Raw genomic sequence first — 21,560 nt, 5'->3', positions numbered from 1 at the left:
TCTAAAGTCTCCTCACGCGTTATTTGCTCGTATTGGACACCCAAATGACGTTGTCTTCGTCTTGGCCGTTCACCGGCCACCAGTGATACCCTTGATCCGCAAGCAACTGCTCCGATTTCTCCGGTCCCCATGAACCCGCAGGATAAAATTGCAGATCTTCCGGAGATTGTCTCCAAGCCGCGGCAATCGGATCGATCAGCTTCCAGGCGACCGCGAGCTCATCCCAACGTGTAAAGTACGTGTGGTCGCCGCGGGCGGCATCGAAGATGAGCCGTTCGTAAGCTTCCGGCGTATTCAACCCGACTTGGCAGCTTTGGCAGAATTCCATCGCGACCGGTTGTACGGTCATATCGTTGCCGGGCTTCTTCGCATTGAACTTGATGTAGATGCCTTCCATCGGGTTCACGCGAATGACGAGCAGGTTCGGTTGCAAATTTTGTTTTTTGGCAAACAGAACATTGTTCGGAACGTTCTTGAATTCGATGACGATTTCCGTCGATTTAACCGGTAGACGCTTGCCGGTACGAACATAAAAAGGAACGCCTGCCCAACGGAAGTTATCGACGTACAGACGCGCGGAGAAGAACGTTTCGGTCGTGGACTCCGGATCTACCGAATCTTCCTGACGGTAGCCCTTGAGCGTTTTATTTTTCGTCGAACCTTCCGAGTACTGGCCTCTTACGATGTTCGAGCGGATTTCCTCCCCGGAAACGTAGCTGCGAACGGATCGGAGAACCTTTACCTTCTCGTCCCGAATATCCTCGGGATCCAAGCGGCTAGGCGGCTCCATCGCGATCATCGTCAACATTTGAAGCATATGGTTCTGCACCATGTCCCGCAAAGCGCCGGACTTGTTATAATACGCGCCGCGTTCTTCTACGCCGACCGTCTCGGCTAGCGTAATTTGAACGTTGGCGATATGGTTATTGTTCCATAGCGGTTCGAAGAAAGCGTTGGACAATCGAATGACTTCGATGTTCTGAACCATTTCCTTGCCGAGGTAATGATCGATGCGGAATACTTCTTCCTCGCGGAAGACATGACGGATTTCCTCGTTCAGCTTTTCCGCGGACGGATAATCGTATCCGAACGGCTTCTCGATAACGAGACGATGCCAGCCCGTGCTTTCGAGCATGCCGCCTTCGCGCAGGTTGCGCGATACGTTGCCGAAAAGCTCCGGCGCCAACGCCAAGTAGAACAAGCGGTTGCCCGGAATTCCATATTGAGCTTCCAGCTCTTCGGTATGTGCTTTTAACTGTTTAAAGGCATCTACGTTGCCCGTATCCAGCGATTGATATGTAAAATGATCGACGAACGCGTTCCAAGTATCCTTCTCTCCCGGCTTGTAGCGGCAAAATTCCTGGATCGATTCGAACACGTCATCGCGGAATTGTTCGTTCGTGCGAGGACGACGCGCTAAGCCCACGATGGCGAAACGTTCCCCGAGCTTACCTTCGCGATAAAGGCTGTACAAGGCGGGAAAGAGCTTCCGACGGGCCAAATCGCCCGTTGCTCCGAAAATGAAATAGACCGCTTCATGAGCGGAAATCGTATCGTTTTTGTTGTCCGTCATGTTCCTCATCTTTCTTATATCCGGGATTGGATGATCTGATTTTTGGGTCAAATCTCATGAATTGTAGTGTAGCACAATTGAATAGACAACGCTATGTTTTTACTATCTTTTACACTTGACTAGGCAAACGCCTGTACGCGTATGTCTTGATTTGAATACAATGCTGGCAATTCGATATGATGAGGAGGATTTGTAAATGAATTCGGAGTATGGGATTGACGAAGGTTCCTTGCGCCCCCTGTTCGGTCGGCCAGTATGCGTCATTCTTGAAGACGACACTCGCCATACGGGGATTCTCACTTCATGCGGGCCTTCCTCGATCGTATTAAACGGAGAAAGCGCCGCACGCCCGGGAAAGCGGGCGCGTAAATCGAAAGTCAAAGGCAAAGTCGCGGCCTCTTCGTTTGAAGAGCAAACGTCGCCGGCGGCATGCTCTTCCTATTGGGGGACGCTGGACTTCGGCCCGCCCATGGAGATAAGTTCAGTCAAAACCGTCATTCCTTTAGCTCCCGTTAGAGCCGTTTTCGCGCTTTAATCCGCCAATCCGTTACGATGGGCATAGATGGCTGCCTGAGTGCGATCCTCCACGCCCAACTTGCCGAACAAGTTGGTCAAGTGATATTTGACCGTCTTGATTCCGATGAATAGATCGTCCGCGATTTCCTGATTCGACTTTCCTAGGGCGATCAGCTTCAGGACCTCCATCTCCCGTTCGGTCAAATCCTCGTGAGGTTGGGAAGCCGACTGCGGCGGACGCCGGAAACGATTCATCATCTTGGAGGCGACTTGAGATTCCAATACAGACTGTCCTCTCGCCGCGGCTCGTATGGCATCCGCGATCTCGGTCGCCCGGGAAGTTTTCAACAAGTAGCTGAATGCCCCCGCTTCGATGACGGGATACATTTTCTCGTCGTCCAGGAAGCTGGTCAACACGATGACCCGGACATCCGGCATTTCCTCGGTCAGTCGACGGGTCGTCTCTATGCCGTCCATGCCTTCCATCACCAGATCCATAAGCACGACGTCCGGCGAATACTCCCGCGCGAGACGAAGGCCGTCCAATCCGTTGCCCGCTTCTCCTACGACTTCGATGCCTTCCTCCGTGCCCAGCACGGCGGCCAATCCGATTCTGACCATCTCATGGTCGTCAACCAATAACACTCGAACCAAATCCCGCTCCGCCATTCGCTCAACTTCCTTCCGCCATCAAGGGCACCCTGATTTCGATTCTCGTTCCTTTGCCTGGAGCGCTCGCGATATTAAGGGAGCCGCCAAGCTCGTTTACCCGTTCTTCCATATTCGTCATTCCGTATGAAGCGTGTTTTTTCACTTGCGGATCGAAGCCGATTCCGTTATCCCTTATACCGAGCCGAACGGCTTCTCCGCGACGCTGCAGCACGATATCCATTTTCGTCGCTTTGGAATGGCGAAGCGTGTTGGACAACGCTTCTTGGACGATGCGGAACAGATGATTTTCCACGCCTTTGTTAAGCGGCAAATCCTGCTCCAGTTCGATCGCGATATCGACCGGAACCTTCGCCTTCATCTCCTCGACCAACTCCGGAATGGCCTGCGCCAGTCGTTTGCCTTCCAGATGTACCGGACGCAAATGAAGGAGCAGCGCTCTCATCTCGGACTGCGCGGCGGAAGCCATTTCCTCGATCAGCTCCACCTGGCGGCGAGCCCGTTCGAAATCATGGTCCATCGTGCGGCCTACGGCAGTAGCGGTCATGGAAATCGCGAACAGCTGCTGGCTTACGGCGTCATGCAGCTCGCGCGCGAGCCTCTGGCGTTCTTCCACGACGGCGCTCATTCGCGCTTGGCTGGCCAGTTCCGCGTTATTCGTGGACAAGCGTTGGAGCGACGATACCTGCTCTTCCCATTTGCGTCCGAGCTTCCCCAATTGTTCCCCGAGCCGCCCGATCTCGTCCTTGCCCAAGTCGGGTAACGGAAGACTCGGATTCCCTTTTTCCAGCATCTGCATCGTTTCTCCCAGAAGCTCTAGCCGATGGCGAATCGGGTAGCTGCGCCAGAAGCCGTAGGCGGCCCCCGTAACGGAAAGAACCCCGATCGCCGTCAACGAATAGGAAATGACGGATCCCAAAGTCAAGAAAGATTCCGCCAGTCCGTAGCGGATAAGTAAGTAAACGACGAGGGCACCGACCCCGAGGGAGTATAACACGGACTCGCCCATGTGACGCCATACCATATTGGTGACCTTGCGGGATTCCATGCTCTTCCTCCTCGGCGCCCTATTTAGACCGTTCTTATTTTGATATCTCCTACGAGATAAAATAACTGAAGTTTCAAACGCGTCTCGCATTGGTCGTAGTTCGGCGAACGCCAGGATAGCCGGTGGAACAATCCGCCTTCCTTGATCTGCCTGAACGATACTTGGCCGATAAGCGCCGAAGCGTCGACCTGAATCCCGTAATCGTCCGGAACGATCAAATCCAGATCTCCGATCAGCCCTTGCAGCACGATCGTCGTTTCTTTATCCTCTGGCACCGCCAAGCTCATGTCCATGCGGATTTCGCCGATTGCGTGCCAGAAGCTCATCGATTGAAGCACCCACGATTGCTCGTCTAGCCTCATGTTCAGGAACAGTCGATGTTTGCTCATGTTGTTGCCGAATTCGGGCGGCTTCGCCCGGAAATAATAGATGCCTAGAGAGATCAGAACGATCAATGCGAATATCGCGAATTGCGTGATAATGAGGACAAGCGTACAAACGGCAATCACGATGACCGATATTCTGGACCGATCCGAACGGAAGCGTTCGATGCCCAGTAACAGCAGAACGGCCGCGTTCACCGTCGCATAACCCGCCATGGCGCCAAACGCGAGATAGAGTCCCGCTGCTATGAATATTAATGCGTTGCTGGATTTTCTCATCCCGGAAAGGCACCTCCTGCCGCTCTCGACTTTAATTCGCAGTTAGAGCCATACCGGGACGAATCCCGTTATGGCTCGAACGTATCGTTTACCTTCACATTCTGACATCATAGCATAAGTTGCGACAAGCGAGAATGCCCGGCCTTATTCTTTGTCCAAGTTCGGTTGCATCCGGCTTTTCAGAGCTTCCAGCTCTTGATCCACGCGATACGCCTTCTCGGGATCGACGCGGGACGGAACGCCGGCGTATGACGAGCCCGGCAAACGAACGACTTCGGCTTCCGCTTCCATCTGCATGATTTTCTCTTCCATGCGGTGGAAGCCGCGAGACGCGGAACCGCTCTCGATCGTGTGCAGCGTGCTGATCTGCGCCATTTGCTTGCGAGCTTTGGCCATTTGCGAGCGTGCCACGAGCTCGTTGCGCTTGTTGCGAAGCTTGTAATACTCTTCCTTCATTTCGTGAAGCTGCGTAGTAAGATCGTTAACCTGCGCGCTTGCTTGCCCATGCAATCCCGCCAAGTCCGCGGCTTGCTGATCGTATTGAATCTTCTCCTCGAGAAGTTTGCGCGCAAGCTCCTCGTTCCCGTTCCGGAGCGAATGCTCCGCCTGGCCTTCGCGGTCGACGCCTAAGCGCACCAGTTCGTCGAGGCGTTGCTTCATTCTGCGTTCGGAAGCCATCTGCTTCGCTACCGTTACTTCCGCATCGTGAATTTCCGTCTCCATGTCCCGAAGGTATTGATTTAACATCACGACTGGATCCTCGAGTTTATCAAGCAAATCATGTACGGACGCCTTTGTCAGATCTTTCATTCTTTGGAATACACCCATTGTGTTATTCTCCTTTCGATTGCTTCTCGAATTTTGATATTCTTGCTTTCAGTTCCTCGATCTCTCTTTGCAGCGACTTCTTCTCGATATCTTCCATCATCGCGTCCAGCCCTTGAGGCGCGCGCCCCGTTACGGGAGGGGTGGCGACGGATGGTCCCGGACGGGGAGCCGTCGTATGCGTTCCGGCATAGCCGGGTGATCCTCCCGGTACGGGTCCTTGCCCCGCATTGTTCCCGTTCGGGTTCCAGCTTTGGTTGCCGTAGCCGTAATTAGGCTGATGATCATGACCTTTCCAGCCTTGATCGAAAGGATTACCGCCGTATCCGCCGCCGAAGCTCGGCTCTCGCGGAATAACTAAACCGGCAATGATGTAAACGATAACTACGGATCCCGCGGAGAAGACGGTTACGGCGATCAGCGCAATACGCAACAGCGTAGCGTCCATGCCTAGATAATCCGCTAACCCTCCGCATACTCCGAATAGCTTGCGATCTCTCGTCGATCGGTATAGTTTGCGCATTCCTTTAACCTCCTTGTTGCAGCTTGCGCTTTAACTGTTCTAATTCTCTCTCTATCGTGTTTTTAACAACCTCGCCCGCATGAAGCAGCGTTTCTTGTCCCATTCTGCGCAGATCGCGCAGGCTTCGGCTTTCCAGTTCCATATCGGTAAGGCGATCGTCGATCTTGCGGAACATCTGCGAAGTATCCGCTTGTCCGGGCCCGTAACGGGCGTTCAATCGTTGCTGCAAACGAAGCGATTCCATCTTGGCTACGTAGAACTGACGACGGTCGTACACGGTTCGGTATTCGTTGCGCAGCTCTTGAATGAGCCGTTCCAGATCGGTAAGCTCGTCTTTGCTCTGCTCGTATAGAAGCCGGTAACGCTCCGATCGTTCTTCATGGATCACTTTATCCTGCAGCGCCAGCTTAGCGACGTTTTCTTCCCCCGCCTTAAGCGCCGTCACTGCTTGACCTTCCCGTTTCGACGACCATTGCTCGGCATCTTTCCATTGGCGCAGCAGATGATCCGTATGCGTAGCGTATTGGCGGTGTAAAGCCTCGCTCTGCGTAATCTCTTGGTGCGTCGACCACAGGAATTGATCGATGACGCGAACCGGATCTTCCGCCTTTTCCAGGCGGTCGTTAAGAGATGCCGCCGTCATATCGCGCACTCTTCTCATCACGCTCATTCCTATATTCCCTCCCTTGTCCGTTGCGACTTTATTGTCGAGTGACTACATCCTCGTTGAATTGTTCTTGCGGCTGATCATTGAAATTCCGAATACGATTAATGCGATGGCCGCGGCCCATACGAACAAGAAGGACAGCTTGCCTAAGAGAATGAATCCTCCCACGACCGCGATCACGCCTCCCAACAATCGGTTACCGTTGTTCCAGGCGACGACTCCCAACAAGATGATCAGTATCGGGATTAGCAATCCGAACAGGAATCCCAGTCCGAAGCCCAACTTGCCGAGAATAATCAATCCGCCGAAGCCGATTAACAGTAGAGCCAGCCCATTACCGCTTCTCATTTTTGCTTCACCTCTTTTCTGTAACTCGTTACCTCATGACCTTATTGTAAACCTCTCCGCCTTTATGCATAACGGACTCGCGTATGTTTTTGTTCCTAGACTGTAGTCGAGGATCCTTACCGCCTTGCGACCTTATACGATCAGACCTACGGTCCGAACCCCGCCCACAATTGAGGGTTTCATACTTCAAATAAAACGGCCTTAGTCCCGTGGAATTCAGGACAAGGCCGCTTAATGCATCTCATTTATTATACTGTCGACTTGACGGGGGATAGTTCATACTTTTACGAACCGCAGTGTTCCGAAAAACTCCGAAAGATGAAATTGAATGCGGCCGGAAGGCGACCAAGCTTGAAAGTGCCGATTCCCCTCGGGGTCGTCGTCGATGCGGAAGAAGTTGATTTTCCATTCAACGTCTTCGCGCGGGGCTTTTCCGAAATTAGAGAATGGAATGGAAAGAGTATAGGTCCGTTTAAGCTCGCCGACTTCAACGGACGTCTCGAGCCCCTCGACGGTCCATTCTCGATCGATATCGAAAACAGGTTGGTTCCGATCCGCTCTCGGTTTGTGGGTAATAAACACATCGTAAACGACATTGTTGGGGCTCAATACGATTTCCATGTATTTGTTGCCCAAACCTTCCTCGTCGATAAACACTTCAACGACATCCTGTTCGTATAACGGATCTTTCCGATTTTTGAAATCCGAGACGCAATGATTGTCCGTGCAATCGAATCTGACATACAGTGCCCGCTCGTCCCAACAGGCTTTCACTTTCGTTGGCTCCCGTACTTCTCCTCCCGTCACGACATCCACGAGCGAATTCTCGGGCAAATCGTCCCAAGCCTTATCCCCGTATATAACATAACGACACTCGTACGCGATGAATTGATTATTTTCGCTCAAGCCGAACACCTCCCATAGGACCTACGAAATGATTATAACTGCAACGCGCGCTTCGGAAAACACGGGTACGACAATAAAGCAGAACAAGGGAAACGATACCTCGTCTGCTTTAAAGTTCCGGTCTATTTCTTACGACTAATCGTTGCCCTTGACGAGTTGGCGAATCGCTTCGTTAATCCGGTTGCGCTTGGACAGCAGCCATTGCGCTTGCCTTGGATAAGTCTTGAACGTCAAAGGCTCGTCAAGTTGTTCCTCGAGCAGTCGCAACGCCTTATCCCTTCCCGCCAGTTTTTCCAGAAGGCGTAACGCGCGCAAATCCTGTAAGGCCTCGAACAATACTTTAAGACGAACGGATTCGATCGGACCGTTCTCGCCCGGATAGACGAGGAAAGCGTCGCCCGATGGGAAGGCCCCTCCGGCATCGGTAATCTCGTAAGGATTAACGGAATCCAAAGAATATTGCGAATACCAGAAATTATAGCCCCAATGCAGAAATCCGCTTAGATCGAACTTATAGAGCTGAAAACCGAGAATTCTGCTTCTTGCCGAAGGCATATGGAAGAAGCGATTAGTTACGTCTTTGTATTGCGCGCAGCAATAATAAGTCCACAAATTCGTTACGCCGGCATCCAGGAAAATATCCACGTGATCGTTCGAGGGAATCGGATGGCTGACCAACCCTTTCTCGTAAAACCGATAGTCCGACAACGCGTCAATGATCGGATAGCTATTCACATGCTTGCGCACTCGTTCGCTTGCCGTCCTATAAGAGTCCAGATGTTCTTCCTGCGGTTCGTCCGACACATGGAAGAAGCAACGCTTCTCGAGTCCGTTCGCTTGAACGAAATCCAACAACGCGGGCAAGAACTCGTCCAGGAACCGGCCGTAAGGCTCCCCCGCGGCATCGGTATGCCAACCGAACGAAGAGCTTGCAACGCCGTCTTCCGTGACGACGATCTTAGGCGCGTGTTTCGCTCCCCATTGCGTGAAAAAGTGGGAAAACTCGATATACGCGATACCGTTCCTGTCCAGCATGTCTATCCATCTCTTTAGACGTTCGAAGCCGAACGAGTAAATCCCGTCCGTTCGCGTAACGTCCACCAATTGGACCGTCGGGCGCTCCCCCCCGATTTGCGTATCAAGCGGCGGAGTGAATAGTGGAGTCAAAATCATGTTGATGCCATGAAGGGCGGCCGTTTTTACGTAGGCCTCGATCAGTTCCCAATGCCGTTCGCCGAAAACCTCGGTTCGATACTGAGTAGCCAAGCAATCCGCGTGAAACCATTCGGTGTGGATCAGTTCCTGATCCGGCAATACGGCAGGAACGACATTCAGAATAAAGCTTTCTTGTCCCACTATCGAGCCCTCGTCGGATACGAATTCGATTCCGACGGTATGAGCTCCCGGCCTAACGCCGGCCTCCACGGTAATCTCGATCCATAGTGAACGCCATTGATGCGGGAATAGCTTCAGCTTTCCGCTAAGGCCGATCGGATACAACGGATCCGGATATAACCCCGGCGTCATACGCAGCACATGTTCATCAGAGTCCGCGTATCCCGGAAGCTCCGAGGGAGCAAGTCCGACTTGGCGAACGGATATAGAGCCGTTAAGCTCCTCGGACAAAACCTTTATCTCTGCGTAATACGGCCTTGACCGTCGTTCGGAACGATAGGCGATTTGGAAAGAAAACCTTTCGCCCCATAGAGCGGTCCCTTCTCCTTCGCGCGGCTCCCGCAGCTCCTCGTCGGGAAACACCTTTGCCAGAGAACTTACGCTTCTCAGTTCGACTTCCCGCTTCTCCACCGCTTCGATTTCCTTCATTTCCGCGATCTCTCCTTCTGATCTATTCGACATGGAATCCTGCCGATCGGAATGCCTCCGCCAAATCCGCGATCAAGTCCGCCGGCTCCTCCAACCCCGCGTAAAGCCGAACTACCGGAACCGGACGATCCTGTCCTATCTCTGCTCTTTCTTGCAAGGATACGAGGCTTTCGTAGCCCCCCCAGCTAAATCCGATGCGGAAGAACTTCAGTTGATCGACGAAGCGGACGAGCTTCCCCCTGTCCATCCCCGCCTCGAAAGATAACAATCCGCCGTAACCGGACATCTGATTCTCGGCCAACTCATGCTGCGGATGGGAAGGCAACCCCGGATAACGAACCCTGTCTATGAACGATAAAGACTCCAAATATTCCGCCACCGCCATCCCGACGATCCGATGCCGTTCCATGCGCAACGGAAGCGTTCGCAGTCCCCTTGCGATCAACGCGGCGGTTTGCGGCTGCATTACGGAGCCAAGCAGGACGAGCTCGTTGCGGTCGAGCTCGCCGATCCGATCCGCGTTGCCGATAACGACTCCCCCCATGGCATCGCTGTGTCCTCCGACGTATTTGGTTAAGGAATGGACGACCAGATCGATGCCGAAAGCCAGTGGATTCTGGTAACACGGGGTTGCCCAAGTGTTATCGATGACGGTCTTAAGGCCATGCCTGCGCGCCAATTCGGCGCAAGCCCGAAGGTCCTGCAACTCGAACAGGAGGCTAGACGGGCTTTCCAAATAAAGCAACTTCGTCTTCATGCCGATAGCCGCCTCGATCGCCGCCAGATCGGAGCCATCGACGAAGTGGACTTGGACGTCGAATCTTCTCATATAGTTGCCGATGAAATTCCTCGTCGGTCCATAAGCCTGATCGACGCATACGATATGATCCCCGGCGCGGACGATGGAGAGAATAGCCGCCGAGATCGCGCCCATACCGGTCGCGAAACATCTGGCTCGCTCCCCGCCCTCCATGGCGGCCAGTTTCACTTCCAACTCGCGGACGGTCGGATTATTCCCTCTTGAATATACATAGCCGTCTTCCGCATGCGCCCGCTCCATCCTCTCCACGGAAGGGAAAGTGAACAGACTGCTATCGTATACGGGAACATGGACCGCTCCGTAATGTCTATCGTCATGCTCGTCGTGAGCGACTAGCGATTGCTGTCTGCGTCGGTCCGTCACTTGTCGCCGGCCCCCTCCCTATGTCCAATCAATCGTCTGATAGCGATCGGAGCGAGCCGCTTCCTCCGCCTTTAAGCACATTAAAGCGCTCGTTATTCCCATGCTCAGAGGCGAGCGCGACTTTTCCCTGCCCCGCATCACTTCGATAAAATTAAGCGCCAGCGCGGCGTCGCCACCGAAGTGCGGGAGCTTGGCAACTTCCAACTTATAGGTTTCCGTTCTAGGCGCGTTATGCATATGCACCTTCGCCTCGTCCCGGTACCAATCGAACTCGACGGTTCCCTCATACCCGATTAGCGTCGCTCCTCTTCGGGCCGCGGATTTTCTAGAGTAAAAATTTTGCGAATAGACGGCATGCATCCCGGTCTCGTAACGGATCAACACGCTTCCGGAATCGTGATTGCCCGTATCGACGCCGAAGGCGCACGAATCTCCCGTCACTTCCTCTTGCCTAAACCGCGACAGCACATAGGGGCTTTCGGGACATGTATGATATTCCCCGCAATCGCCGCAACGGAGATTGGCAGGCTTATCTCCCTTGAACACTTGCTTGGATTCCATCGCCGCAATCGTGACCGGACGAAGACCCACTAAGTAGTTCAAGCAATCCAAATCATGAGTCGCTTTTTGAAGGAACAAGCCGTGCGCTTCCGCCTCGTCCCTATACCAGCTATGATAGTAGACTCCACCATAGGGAACGTTATTGACCGCTTGAACGTGCTCGATCGTTCCGAGCCGCCCAGAATCGATAATTTCTTTAACCAGCCGAACCATGGGGGTACTCCTGAGCGGAAAAGAAACGACTACCTCCGATGAGGACTCGGATGCCGCCTTCCGCAGCAAAGTTAAATCCGCCATCGTCACGCCTACCGGCTTCTCCAGAAACAGGGGTAAATTCAACTTCATGACCTTGGCCGCCATAGCCGCATGCAAGGTACAACGCGTTCCGATCATGACCCCCTCTAACACTTCGCGTTCGAGCATCTCGTCCGCATCCGCATAGAATCGGATCTTATCCGCTTCCATTCCTTTTTTGACCAGCAGCGACTTCGCCTTTTCCGGATCGATATCCGCAACGGCCGCCACTTTCACCCCTAAATCAAGCTCCAGCAGGCGATCTACAAAATAGTTCAAACGCGTTCCGTAGCCGATAATTCCGATATTCATAGGCGATCTCTCTCCTCGTTGTCGAACGGCTACCCGAGCTCGGGAAAATCTTGCAAGCTTACCGCGGGCCGTTCCATTCCTTCTAGCTCGAAGATCACGATTTCATTCGTTCCTTGCCGCAATAAAGGACCCGGAACATACAAAGTGCGTTGCGGTCCCTTCTGCCAATAACGACCCAGATTAAATCCGTTCACGTAGGCTACTCCTTTGACCCACCCTTCTAATTTCAAGAAGGTGTCGGCTATCCCGTCCGCTTGAAAAGTCCCTCTATAGAATGCGGGAGTACCCCCGTTTACCGAAGACTGCCCATCTGCTTCGTTAACGGGAATCGGCTCATAACTAAGAGCCGAAAGGTCGTCCAACGGCAAACATCGAATCGTCCAGTCGAATAAATATTGATGGTATTGACGGGTGCCTGCCTTAACTCCTTCGGTAATTCCTTTGGCATCTTTTAAACGGGCGCCGTAATTGATCCTCCCCATGTTCTCGACGAGAATGCCTAACTTCGCCCCGGATGGCGGAACATCGACCGTAACGGAATCTTCGGCGCGCCAACGTTCGGCGATTCCGCGCAAAGTGCCATCGAGATAGATCAAAGCGCGGTCATGAACGTCCTGCAGCATAATCTCGCAATTCGTTTGCGGTCCGGAGAGCACTGTCTCGTACCAGATAAATCCGTAATCCTGTCCGAGCTTTTCCATCGTTTCTGGAAAAACGCTGCCGATAGGTACGCTTAAGCTATCGAACGAAGAAAACAAGAAAGCCCGCTCCGTCAATCGAACCTCGCCATAAGCTTTTTTCTCCGAATCCGGAGGCAAAGGCTCGTCCGGAACGTCCGCATATTGCGAGATGACTTCCCGGATCGCCCTATACTTGTCGGTAATGTCTCCCGACTCGGTCAATAAGGCGTTATAGTCGTAACTGGTTACCGTCGGTTCGTAAAAATCGATATGATTGGCCCCGTTATAAAACCCGAAGTTCGTTCCGCCATGGAACATGTAGAAATTGACCGAAGCGCCCATTCGCAATATCCGATCCAGCACTTCCTTGACGTCGTCGTAGCCTCTGACATGGTGCTGATCGCCCCAATGGTCGAACCAGCCGTTCCAGTACTCCATGCACACGAGCGGCTTGTCGGATTGATACTCGAGAAGCTTCGCGAAAGCCTGCTCCGGTTTGGAGCCGAAGTTAAGCGTAGCCAACGTCCCCGGAAGCGTGCCTCCTTGCAGCATATAGTCCTCGGAACCGTCGGAAGTGAATAATAAGACATCCATTCCCCGGTCGATCATCGCTTGTCTCAAATAGGCCAAATAGGACTTATCGTTGCCGTAGCTTCCGTATTCGTTCTCGAGCTGCAGCGCAATAACCGGACCGCCGGACGTGCAAAGGAGCGGTTTTATCTTCGGAAGCAACACGTCGTAATAAGCATCCACTTTGTCCAGATAAGGCTTATGGCTGCAACGCAGCCTCATGGACGGGTCGGCGAGCAACCAGGAAGGCAATCCTCCGAATTCCCATTCCGCGCATATATAAGGACTCGGACGAAGGATGACGAACAATTCCAGCTTCTCCGCAAGACGGACGAAACGCGCGAGATCCGCAATGCCTTCGAAGTTGAATCGTCCTTCCTTCGGCTCGTGTATATTCCAGGCCACGTAAGTCTCGACCGTATTAAAGCCGCATGCTTTAAGCTTCCTGAGCCGATCCTCCCAATATTCGGGGACGATGCGGAAATAATGCATGGCGCCGCTAATGATGCGCATCGGTTTGCCGTCGTACGCAAACCCGTTTCCCTCGATGACAAAAGAAGCCATGCTTACTCTCTCCTATCCGTCGGGCGCGCCCGTGCGATACTCGAGCGGGGTCACGCCGACCATTCGTTTGAACAGCTTCTGAAAATAGATCTTGTCGCCGTAGCCCACGCTATGGGCGATTTCGTAAACCTTCAGCCCGGGATGGTCCTTTAGGAACTGCTTGGCTTTCGCGATCCGAACCTTGTTCAAGCAATCCGTAATTGTTTCTCCGGTTTCCCTACTGAATAATTTGCTGATATAGCTTGCATTGAACCCTATCTTGTCGGCGATGTATTTCAAATCGATCTCCCGGCTGTAATCTTGTTCGATCAGCTTGCGGATTCGTTCCGCGGTCGTCTTCTCCGAGTTGGATTGCACGGGAGCCGCCGGAGAAACTTCCGTAGGCGGACCGGCCTTGGAAGAAGCGGACTTGGTTTCCTCGATCCGGGAGAGCATTCGGAACACTTCCACTTTGTCCATCGGCTTCAACAAATAATCGGCTGCCCCCGCCCTCATCGCTTTGCGGGCATATTCGAAATCGTTGTACCCGCTTAGCACGATGATGCACAGATGAGGCAGACTGCTTTTGGCTCGTTCGATAAAATCGAGCCCGTTCATCATCGGCATCTCGATATCGGTAAGAATGACGTCTAGATCGCCGGCCTCCATACCCGATAGCTGGAGCATGGCTTCCAGGCCGTTGGCGTGCTGACCCGCTACTTCCAGTTGACCCGGATATCGGGACAAAATTTTCACGATGCCGTGGCGAATCTGCTCCTCGTCGTCGATGACCATTACTTTCAGCATTCCAAGACCTCCTCGCTCAACCGTCTATCTGGTATCCGAATCGTAATCTTCGTGCCTTCGTTCTCCCGACTCTCCACTCGCAATCCGTACGTTTCGCCGAATTGGAGCTTAATGCGATCGTTCACGTTGCGAAGACCGATTCCTTTCCCGCCCGTAAGCTCACGGTTTCCTCGCATGCGCTCTCTTAAAGCACCGAGTTTCAAGGCATCCATGCCGCAACCGTCATCGGCAACGGTAAAGACGACATCCTTTCCTTCATGAACGACGGAAAGACGAATCGTTCCCGCTTCGAGCCGATTCTTGAAAGCGTAATGTATGGCGTTCTCGACGAGGGGCTGGAACATCAGCTTAATGCACGGAATACCGTAATCAACACCGGGAATCTCGTTTATGAGTTGGAATTTATTCGAGAACCGCGAATTCTGCAATAGCATGTAGTTGTTCAGATGCTCCAACTCTTGACCGACGGTGACTAGCTGTTCCTCGTGATTTACCCCATAGCGGAGCAGCTTGCCTAACGTAAACGTCATATCCGCCACTTCCTCGTCGTCGTTCAGTTCCGCTCTCATGCGGATCATCTCGAGCGTGTTATAGATGAAGTGGGGATTGATCTGACTTTGCAGCGCCGCGAACTCCGCCTCTTTCTTGCGCGACTGCGTCTGCTTCACTTCCTCAAGCAAATCTCTGACCCGATGGATCATAATATTGAAATGCCTTCCGAGCAGACCGACCTCGTCCCGATACTTCTGATTAAAGCTGACGTCCAGATTGCCCGTCTGCACTTCTTGCATCAACGTTTTAATCTTGCTCAACGGCCGAGTAAGCGCATACGAAATCGCAATGGCGATCAGTAACGCGACGGTAACGAATAGACCCGTCATAAGCAAAGTGATGTTGCGGGTTAACGTAGCTTGTCGCGTCGCTTCTTCCATCGGAATATAGACAAACATCTTCCATTTGGTAAGCGCGGATTCCGCATAGGCGCAAATATACGATTTCCCTTCGACCTCGATAGGGAAAGAGCCTATGTTCGACGTCGCTTTGCGAATGGATTCGTCGTTTGATAAATCTTGGGTCATCAGCTTATTGTCGCTATCGAACACGACATTGTTTTTCTCGTCGACGAGAATCGTTTTTCCCTTCGTCACTTGATCGACGTCTTGAATTTGCCGATTAATCGCCGTAATGTTCGTATCGAACGCGATAAATCCGATGGGACTCATATCGCTTAGCTGCTTCAATTGTCTGATGACCGAAAATGCGTAATACGAATTTTTATCCGTCGACACTTCCCGGGTGCTCACCAGTTGTGGCCGGCCGCCGCCTTCCTCGGCAATCTTCGCCCATTCCTCCTTCACTTCCCCTAAGTTATTGCGCTTGGATAAGGACTTGATATTGAAATAGGCATTGCCGAAATTATCGAAGACGTATACCGACATCGTCTCCGGCTTGATTTTGTTCAAGTTCTCGATATAGAGATCCATCGATTTGATCTTTTGCAATTCAATATTCGGGTCCGCGAGCCATTCAAGAAAATCGCTGTTATAGAGCGGCATGGCCGACATGTTATAGAGATCGGTAACGTAATCGTCGAGCTTCACCATCATTTTGGAGGTAATCTCCGTGGCGTAGGCGATCGTGTTGGCTTTAATAGAGCGCGTATAATAATAAGAGGAAGCGTAGCTGGCCATGACGACCGGCAGGCAGACGAGGGACAGGAACACGATAAGCAGCTTCTGCTGCATGTTCAAGTTGGCGAAAATGACCCACAGCTTCTCCGCCGTCTTCCGAATCGCGCTATCCCCGGTCCCTCTGCTCATGTCCGTTCCTCCTAGTTGTCCGTTGATCGAGTACAGTTATTTTACTGCACCGGTCACGATCCCGGCAAACACGTACTTCTGGAAGAACAAATAAAGCGCGACGATCGGAACCATAATCATGAGAATGGCCGCCGACATCATTTCCCATTCCGTGCTGCGCTCCGACGAAAAATTCATAAGGCTCGTGGAGACGACGGTCAAACTGCGGGAAGGCATGTATAAATATGGGATGAACATGTCGTTGTAAATATCGATCGTCTTAATGATGGCGATCGTAGCCGTGGCGGGAGCCAACAGCGGGAAAATGATGGTCCTGAAAATCCTGAACAGGGAAGCGCCTTCCATCATCGCGGCTTCGTCCAATTCTTTCGGGATGTTGCGGATGAACTGTAAATAAATGAAAATCTGAAGCACGCTCGTACCGAAGTGCAAGACGATGGAAGCCCATATCGTGTTATACAGATGCAAATTGTGAATGACCGTAAACGTCGCGACCTGCGTCGTAATGGTCGGTACGAACGAGACGGCGATATAGGCGCCGAAAACCGTCTTCTTCAACGCGAATTCGAAGCGGCCCAGAATGAAGGCGACCATCGTTCCCAACAAAACGTTGCCGATAACCGCGATGACGATGATAGTCAACGTATTCAGGTACGCCCGTTCCAAGTGAGCCCGTTGCATGACCGAGACGAAGTTGTCGAAATTCAGAAAGCTGGCCGGCAGCTTAAAGACGCTCGTCTGCGAGAATTCGATCTTGCTCTTGAATGCGTTCATTACGAGAATATAAGGCGGAAACACAATCGCCGCAACGGCGAGCAATAACAAAACATGCTTGAACAACCCGATCGGCCGGAAGCGTGTCGCGTTCAATCTCCCCACCTCCTGGTTACCCATCTTTGTACGCTCAGAATAACGATAACGAAAGCGATCAACGTAAGGCTCATCGCGGATGCGACTCCGAAATTATTGAATTTGAACGCCATTTCGACCGTCTTCGTAAGGAACGTATCGCTCGCCCCGAGCGGTCCGCCTTTCGTGAGCAAGAACGGAAGATCGAAAATCTCCAAGGTGCCGATAATGGTAAGGAACAAATTCAACTCGATTACCCTCATCATATTAGGCAGAATAACGTGGCGAACCGATTGAAAGCGCGTGGCGCCGTCCATGCGGGCGGCTTCGATAATTTCCGAAGGAACCGACTGCAGGGCAGCCAGGTAGATGACCATGTTCAGCCCCATGAACTTCCATAAAGTGATGAACCCGAGCGCGTGATTCACGACTTTGGGGGATCCGAACCAACTAATGGCCAGAGAATCAAGCCCCACCGCGTGCAGCAACGTGTTCAGAGAGCCGTATTCCGAGTTGAACACGTAGTTAAACATGTAAGCCACGGCAACGCCGTTCATAATGTAAGGCATGAACAGCACGACCCTGTAAACGTTGCGTCCGCGCAACCGGGAGTTGAGGATCAGCGCGAACATCAAACCCATCGCGTTCTGAAGGAGACCCCAGCCCAAGTAAACGAAGTTATGCGAAAAAGCGTTCCAAATTTCTTTGTTAGCGAACACATCCTTGTAATTGGCGATACCGGCCCACGTTTTGTCCGGACTGAATCCGTCCCAGCTCATAAAGCTTAAATAGATCAAATAGACTGCGGGATATAAGGAGAACAGGCCGAGCAAAGTAAGCGGGACAAGCAGAAACAGGATGATCAGAATTGTTTTCTGCTGGCGATAGGATAAGTTGTTGACCATCGTCTCTCCCCTTTCTTGCCTTGAAGTAAAATAAGGACGACAAAATGGATGGTCTGGGGTGACCAGCCATCCATTTTGTCGGTCTTCGCGAGGCGTATGCGATTGGTACGATTATTTGCTTGCAGCCTCTTTAGCCGCTTTCCACTTCTTGTTATACCCGTTGAATACGTCCTGCAGCTTGCCTACCGTCGCTTCTTGGATGAATTTGAACGGGTCGAATTGCATTTTGTTCTCGGCTGCCGTTACTTCCACGCTGATTGACTGAGCTTCCAGCATCGTCGGGTTATAGCTCATGAATTGCGTCAGCTGCGGGAAGTCTTGTTTTTTGTCTTTCAGAGGGGAGATGAACATATGATCTGCTTCGTCTCCGGACTCCTCGAGCATGAATTTGACGAACGCTTTGGCCAGCGGTTTGTTTTTGCTCGTCGAGCTGACCGCGTAAGCCCAGTCGTTGCGCATCATGCCTTTGTAAGTTCCGCTATTATCGTAAGGAAGCGGTGCGAAACCGATGTCTTCAAGCGGCAAGCCTGCGGAAACGAGGTTCGAGAAGAACCAGTTGCCAATATACATCATAGCCGTCTTGCCCGAAGCGATGTCCTTCTGGGTTTGATCCCAGTTGGCGGAATAGATATCCTTCTCCAGATCGCCTTTCTCGTACAGCTGTTTCAGAATGCCAAGACCTTGTCCGTAAGGACCGTCTACGGTGAAAGGAGTGTCCGTCTTGATCTTGTCGTTGCGAAGGTTCGTGCTGCCGTAGATGAATTCCGCCGGATCGGTCCAGTATTGCAGCGTCCAGCCATCTTTGAAGGACGTAGCCATCGGAACGATGCCTGCGGCTTTCAGCTTCTCGGCATCCGCGAACAATTCGTCCAGCGTCTTAGGCGGCTCCGCGATGCCGGCAGTCTCGAATGCTTTCTTGTTGTATACTAGTCCGTTGATCGCGGCTTGCTGAGTAATTCCGTACAGTTTTCCTTCATAGGTGTTGTAGTCTTTGAAGTATATGTTATCGTTCAAGCCCAGATCGTCCAACGGCTCGTAGAACTTCGGCAAATCCGCCTTGGTTGTTTCTACTAGAGACAGTACGTCCGGCAATTCGTTACCGGCCATCCGCACCCGAATCGTCTGCTCGTAATCTTTAAGGCCCTCGATCTTAACCGTTGTACCTGGATATTTCGCTTCGAACTTCTCTACGTATCTCTTTAGGTCGGTATCGACCAGTTCCGTGCGGTGAGTAGCCCAGATAATCGTTCCCGAAAGTTCTGAGGCTGCTGCCGACTCCGTCGAGCTTGCGCCTGGCTCCGTAGTAGCGGAGGCAGACGGCGAAACGTTCGAATCGTTATTCGAATTGCCGCAACCTGCTAGCAGTCCCACGCCTAACGTTAATGCAAGAGAAATCGTTACGTTTTTCTTCATTGTTTATTTCCTCCCTATTCAACTCGGCTTCTGTGCCTAAACCAATAGTATGTGAATTAACATAACGTTCAAATGGTTTATTTTTGTTTTTATTGGCTAGATTTTGTCTGCGATGTTTTTTTATGCGTCGGGCAACAATATGGTTCCGTTTACATTTTTTTGGATTTTGTAATTAGTAATATTCACGTTTGTGTTGTGTCATATTACATGACATTTGTTAGGGCGTGATCCGAACGGACACTTCGTTCTCTCCATGTTTTCTCTTATTCCTAAGGCCGTTTGTCTTTAAAACCCAAAAAAGCAGCAGGCAGAATATCACCCGCTGCTTCTTCGGCATCTTATGTTTCCGTATAAAGAAATAAAGCTCCTAAAGCATGTGAATGCCTTAGAAGCTTACTGATTTTGTATGGTGCCGGTGAAGGGACTTGAACCCCCACTCCCTTGCGAGAAACGGATTTTGAGTCCGTCGCGTCTGCCATTCCGCCACACCGGCATATTCAATTTTCTTACTTGGCGCGCCCTAAGAGATTCGAACTCCTGGCCTTTTGATTCGTAGTCAAACGCTCTATCCAGCTGAGCTAAGGGCGCATGTTTAAGCATTTTGGAGGCGCCACCCAGACTCGAACTGGGGGTAGAGCTTTTGCAGAGCTCTGCCTTACCACTTGGCTATGGCGCCAAAGGCTTAAAGATATTGGAGCGGAAAACGGGGCTCGAACCCGCGACCTTCTCGTTGGCAACGAGATGCTCTACCACTGAGCTATTTCCGCATATAAATGGCTGGGGATCAAGGATTCGAACCTTGGATGACGGAGTCAAAGTCCGTTGCCTTACCGCTTGGCTAATCCCCAACAAAGTTCTATTGGTGAAAATGGGGCGGACGAGGGGAATTGAACCCCCGAATGTCGGATCCACAAACCGATGCGTTAACCACTTCGCCACGACCGCCATGACTTTAATGCAATATTCAATTGGCAGGGGCAGCAGGAATTGAACCCACACTAACGGTTTTGGAGACCGCTGTTCTACCCTTAAACTATGCCCCTACGAAGAGTAGAAAATGGTGGAGGATGATGGATTCGAACCACCGAACCGTGAGGAAGAGATTTACAGTCTCCCGCGTTTGGCCACTTCGCTAATCCTCCACGATCAGGAGAAGAAAATGGTGCCGACTAGAGGACTTGAACCCCCAACCTACTGATTACAAGTCAGTTGCTCTACCAGTTGAGCTAAGTCGGCGTAACGTATTTGGTTCTTTGTGTTAATGGTGGCTCGAGACGGAATCGAACCGCCGACACGAGGATTTTCAGTCCTCTGCTCTACCAGCTGAGCTATCGAGCCTAACTAAGTGTAAAGATGGCGGAGCTGACGGGATTCGAACCCGCGGTCTCCTGCGTGACAGGCAGGCATGTTAGGCCACTACACCACAGCTCCACGTTAGTTACTCGGTAATGAGCCGAGGGTAGTTCATTTGGTTGCGGGGGCAGGATTTGAACCTGCGGCCTTCGGGTTATGAGCCCGACGAGCTACCGGGCTGCTCCACCCCGCGTCGTTAATCATTTAGGTTACTTCTTAAAGCGACATTTATTATCATAACTCATATCGCCTATGTAATGCAACCCTCAATTTCTGGTAATTCTTTTTGTTAAAGATGGTGACCCCTAGGGGATTCGAACCCCTGTTACCTCCGTGAAAGGGAGGTGTCTTAACCGCTTGACCAAGGGGCCATGCTTACAGGAAAAATAGTGGCGGAGAGAGAGGGATTCGAACCCTCGAGACGCTTTAGGCGCCTACACGATTTCCAATCGTGCTCCTTCGACCAAACTCGGACACCTCTCCAAATGGCTCCCCGAACAGGACTCGAACCTGTGACAACTCGATTAACAGTCGAGTGCTCTACCAACTGAGCTATCAGGGAATGTAAGCAAAGCTTTGTGATCCAGCCTGGCAACGTCCTACTCTCCCAGGACCCTGCGGTCCAAGTACCATCGGCGCTGGAGGTCTTAACGGTCGTGTTCGGGATGGGTACGCGTGGAACCCCTCCGCAATTGCTACCAGACCAGAT

General features: G+C 51.9%; 19 protein-coding genes, 15 tRNA genes and 1 rRNA gene. 1 reads left to right on the top strand and 34 read right to left on the bottom strand.

All coding sequences use genetic code 11. The features are described from left to right. Nucleotides 1-19: 19 nt before the first annotated feature. Nucleotides 20-1,573 (bottom strand): glucose-6-phosphate dehydrogenase, encoded by a 1,554-nt coding sequence (gene zwf, locus D7Z26_RS05395; RefSeq protein WP_120975055.1) that lies wholly within the window; start codon nt 1,571-1,573, stop codon nt 20-22. 196 nt (nt 1,574-1,769) lie between these two features. Here zwf and D7Z26_RS05390 point away from each other — a divergent pair, with 196 nt between their 5' ends. Continuing rightward, nucleotides 1,770-2,108 carry a hypothetical protein gene (locus D7Z26_RS05390; protein ID WP_120975054.1) on the top strand — a complete coding sequence of 113 codons (339 nt, stop codon included), beginning with the start codon at nt 1,770-1,772 and terminating at the stop codon, nt 2,106-2,108. Here D7Z26_RS05390 and D7Z26_RS05385 read toward each other — a convergent pair. The 33 genes from D7Z26_RS05385 to rrf all read right to left on the bottom strand — a co-directional run bounded on the left by D7Z26_RS05385 (nt 2,105) and on the right by rrf (nt 21,554). Then, complete coding sequence (locus D7Z26_RS05385) at nt 2,105-2,758, bottom strand: response regulator (RefSeq protein WP_120975053.1); 654 nt, start codon at nt 2,756-2,758, stop codon at nt 2,105-2,107. The two genes, D7Z26_RS05390 and D7Z26_RS05385, sit on opposite strands and share 4 nt — an antisense overlap. Before the next feature lie 4 nt (nt 2,759-2,762). Beyond that, the gene (locus D7Z26_RS05380; protein ID WP_120975052.1) at nt 2,763-3,806 is read right to left on the bottom strand and encodes a sensor histidine kinase; all 1,044 of its coding nucleotides are present in this window, start codon (nt 3,804-3,806) and stop codon (nt 2,763-2,765) included. A 23-nt stretch (nt 3,807-3,829) separates the two neighbouring features. Beyond that, the gene (gene liaF, locus D7Z26_RS05375; protein ID WP_120975051.1) at nt 3,830-4,468 is read right to left on the bottom strand and encodes a cell wall-active antibiotics response protein LiaF; all 639 of its coding nucleotides are present in this window, start codon (nt 4,466-4,468) and stop codon (nt 3,830-3,832) included. 144 nt (nt 4,469-4,612) lie between these two features. Further along, nucleotides 4,613-5,296, bottom strand: coding sequence for a PspA/IM30 family protein (locus tag D7Z26_RS05370; protein ID WP_120975050.1), 684 nt, complete (start codon nt 5,294-5,296; stop codon nt 4,613-4,615). Between the two features lie 4 nt (nt 5,297-5,300). Next, nucleotides 5,301-5,816 carry a PspC domain-containing protein gene (locus D7Z26_RS05365; RefSeq protein WP_120975049.1) on the bottom strand — a complete coding sequence of 172 codons (516 nt, stop codon included), beginning with the start codon at nt 5,814-5,816 and terminating at the stop codon, nt 5,301-5,303. 4 nt (nt 5,817-5,820) lie between these two features. Further along, nucleotides 5,821-6,486, bottom strand: a complete 666-nt coding sequence (locus D7Z26_RS05360) for a PspA/IM30 family protein (protein WP_120975048.1) — start codon at nt 6,484-6,486, stop codon at nt 5,821-5,823. Nucleotides 6,487-6,531: 45 nt separating this feature from the next. Then, nucleotides 6,532-6,831, bottom strand: coding sequence for a LiaF transmembrane domain-containing protein (locus tag D7Z26_RS05355; RefSeq protein ID WP_120975047.1), 300 nt, complete (start codon nt 6,829-6,831; stop codon nt 6,532-6,534). A 276-nt stretch (nt 6,832-7,107) separates the two neighbouring features. After that, complete coding sequence (locus D7Z26_RS05350) at nt 7,108-7,737, bottom strand: carbohydrate-binding family 9-like protein (protein WP_158602202.1); 630 nt, start codon at nt 7,735-7,737, stop codon at nt 7,108-7,110. 135 nt (nt 7,738-7,872) lie between these two features. Then, on the bottom strand, nt 7,873-9,594 hold the full coding sequence (locus D7Z26_RS05345; protein ID WP_325050428.1) for a DUF4091 domain-containing protein: 1,722 nt from the start codon (nt 9,592-9,594) through the stop codon (nt 7,873-7,875). Beyond that, nucleotides 9,584-10,744, bottom strand: a complete 1,161-nt coding sequence (locus D7Z26_RS05340) for a trans-sulfuration enzyme family protein (RefSeq protein ID WP_120975045.1) — start codon at nt 10,742-10,744, stop codon at nt 9,584-9,586. The genes D7Z26_RS05345 and D7Z26_RS05340 overlap by 11 nt, the downstream gene beginning before the upstream one ends. A gap of 18 nt (nt 10,745-10,762) precedes the next feature. Next, nucleotides 10,763-11,911: a Gfo/Idh/MocA family protein gene (locus tag D7Z26_RS05335; protein ID WP_120975044.1), complete on the bottom strand. Its 1,149-nt coding sequence runs from the start codon at nt 11,909-11,911 to the stop codon at nt 10,763-10,765. A gap of 29 nt (nt 11,912-11,940) precedes the next feature. After that, nucleotides 11,941-13,725 carry a glycoside hydrolase family 35 protein gene (locus D7Z26_RS05330; protein WP_120975043.1) on the bottom strand — a complete coding sequence of 595 codons (1,785 nt, stop codon included), beginning with the start codon at nt 13,723-13,725 and terminating at the stop codon, nt 11,941-11,943. Between the two features lie 12 nt (nt 13,726-13,737). Then, nucleotides 13,738-14,511, bottom strand: a complete 774-nt coding sequence (locus D7Z26_RS05325) for a response regulator transcription factor (protein WP_120975042.1) — start codon at nt 14,509-14,511, stop codon at nt 13,738-13,740. Next, complete coding sequence (locus D7Z26_RS05320; RefSeq protein ID WP_120975041.1) at nt 14,505-16,331, bottom strand: sensor histidine kinase; 1,827 nt, start codon at nt 16,329-16,331, stop codon at nt 14,505-14,507. Before D7Z26_RS05320 ends, D7Z26_RS05325 begins: the two co-directional genes overlap by 7 nt. A 36-nt stretch (nt 16,332-16,367) precedes the next feature. Continuing rightward, nucleotides 16,368-17,210 carry a carbohydrate ABC transporter permease gene (locus D7Z26_RS05315; RefSeq protein ID WP_325050435.1) on the bottom strand — a complete coding sequence of 281 codons (843 nt, stop codon included), beginning with the start codon at nt 17,208-17,210 and terminating at the stop codon, nt 16,368-16,370. After that, a complete protein-coding gene (locus D7Z26_RS05310) occupies nt 17,198-18,085 on the bottom strand; it encodes a carbohydrate ABC transporter permease (protein WP_120975039.1) in 888 nt (295 codons plus the stop codon). The genes D7Z26_RS05315 and D7Z26_RS05310 overlap by 13 nt, the downstream gene beginning before the upstream one ends. A 111-nt stretch (nt 18,086-18,196) precedes the next feature. Next, nucleotides 18,197-19,498: an ABC transporter substrate-binding protein gene (locus D7Z26_RS05305; RefSeq protein WP_120975038.1), complete on the bottom strand. Its 1,302-nt coding sequence runs from the start codon at nt 19,496-19,498 to the stop codon at nt 18,197-18,199. A gap of 407 nt (nt 19,499-19,905) precedes the next feature. Continuing rightward, nucleotides 19,906-19,991 (bottom strand) — tRNA-Leu (locus D7Z26_RS05300). 18 nt (nt 19,992-20,009) lie between these two features. Continuing rightward, nucleotides 20,010-20,086, bottom strand: a tRNA-Arg gene (locus D7Z26_RS05295). Between the two features lie 14 nt (nt 20,087-20,100). Further along, nucleotides 20,101-20,174 (bottom strand) — tRNA-Cys (locus D7Z26_RS05290). Nucleotides 20,175-20,190: 16 nt separating this feature from the next. Continuing rightward, nucleotides 20,191-20,265, bottom strand: a tRNA-Gly gene (locus D7Z26_RS05285). 7 nt (nt 20,266-20,272) lie between these two features. Then, nucleotides 20,273-20,346, bottom strand: a tRNA-Gln gene (locus tag D7Z26_RS05280). A 21-nt stretch (nt 20,347-20,367) separates the two neighbouring features. Continuing rightward, a tRNA-His gene (locus D7Z26_RS05275) sits at nt 20,368-20,443 on the bottom strand. Between the two features lie 24 nt (nt 20,444-20,467). Next, nucleotides 20,468-20,541 (bottom strand) — tRNA-Trp (locus D7Z26_RS05270). A 15-nt stretch (nt 20,542-20,556) separates the two neighbouring features. Continuing rightward, nucleotides 20,557-20,640 (bottom strand) — tRNA-Tyr (locus D7Z26_RS05265). Nucleotides 20,641-20,658: 18 nt separating this feature from the next. Beyond that, nucleotides 20,659-20,734: transfer RNA gene (locus D7Z26_RS05260), tRNA-Thr, on the bottom strand. A gap of 26 nt (nt 20,735-20,760) precedes the next feature. Next, nucleotides 20,761-20,836 (bottom strand) — tRNA-Phe (locus D7Z26_RS05255). 16 nt (nt 20,837-20,852) lie between these two features. Next, nucleotides 20,853-20,929 (bottom strand) — tRNA-Asp (locus tag D7Z26_RS05250). 38 nt (nt 20,930-20,967) lie between these two features. Next, a tRNA-Met gene (locus tag D7Z26_RS05245) sits at nt 20,968-21,044 on the bottom strand. A gap of 103 nt (nt 21,045-21,147) precedes the next feature. Further along, nucleotides 21,148-21,222: transfer RNA gene (locus D7Z26_RS05240), tRNA-Glu, on the bottom strand. Between the two features lie 19 nt (nt 21,223-21,241). Continuing rightward, nucleotides 21,242-21,334: transfer RNA gene (locus D7Z26_RS05235), tRNA-Ser, on the bottom strand. Nucleotides 21,335-21,337: 3 nt separating this feature from the next. Next, a tRNA-Asn gene (locus tag D7Z26_RS05230) sits at nt 21,338-21,413 on the bottom strand. 24 nt (nt 21,414-21,437) lie between these two features. Next, nucleotides 21,438-21,554 (bottom strand): 5S ribosomal RNA (gene rrf / locus D7Z26_RS05225). Between the last annotated feature and the right edge of the window lie 6 nt (nt 21,555-21,560).

Source organism: Cohnella endophytica (genome assembly GCF_003628305.1).
Taxonomy (GTDB): domain Bacteria; phylum Bacillota; class Bacilli; order Paenibacillales; family Paenibacillaceae; genus Cohnella; species Cohnella endophytica.
Note: the sequence above shows the minus strand (reverse complement) of the source record. Positions and strands in the feature narration are given on the sequence as shown.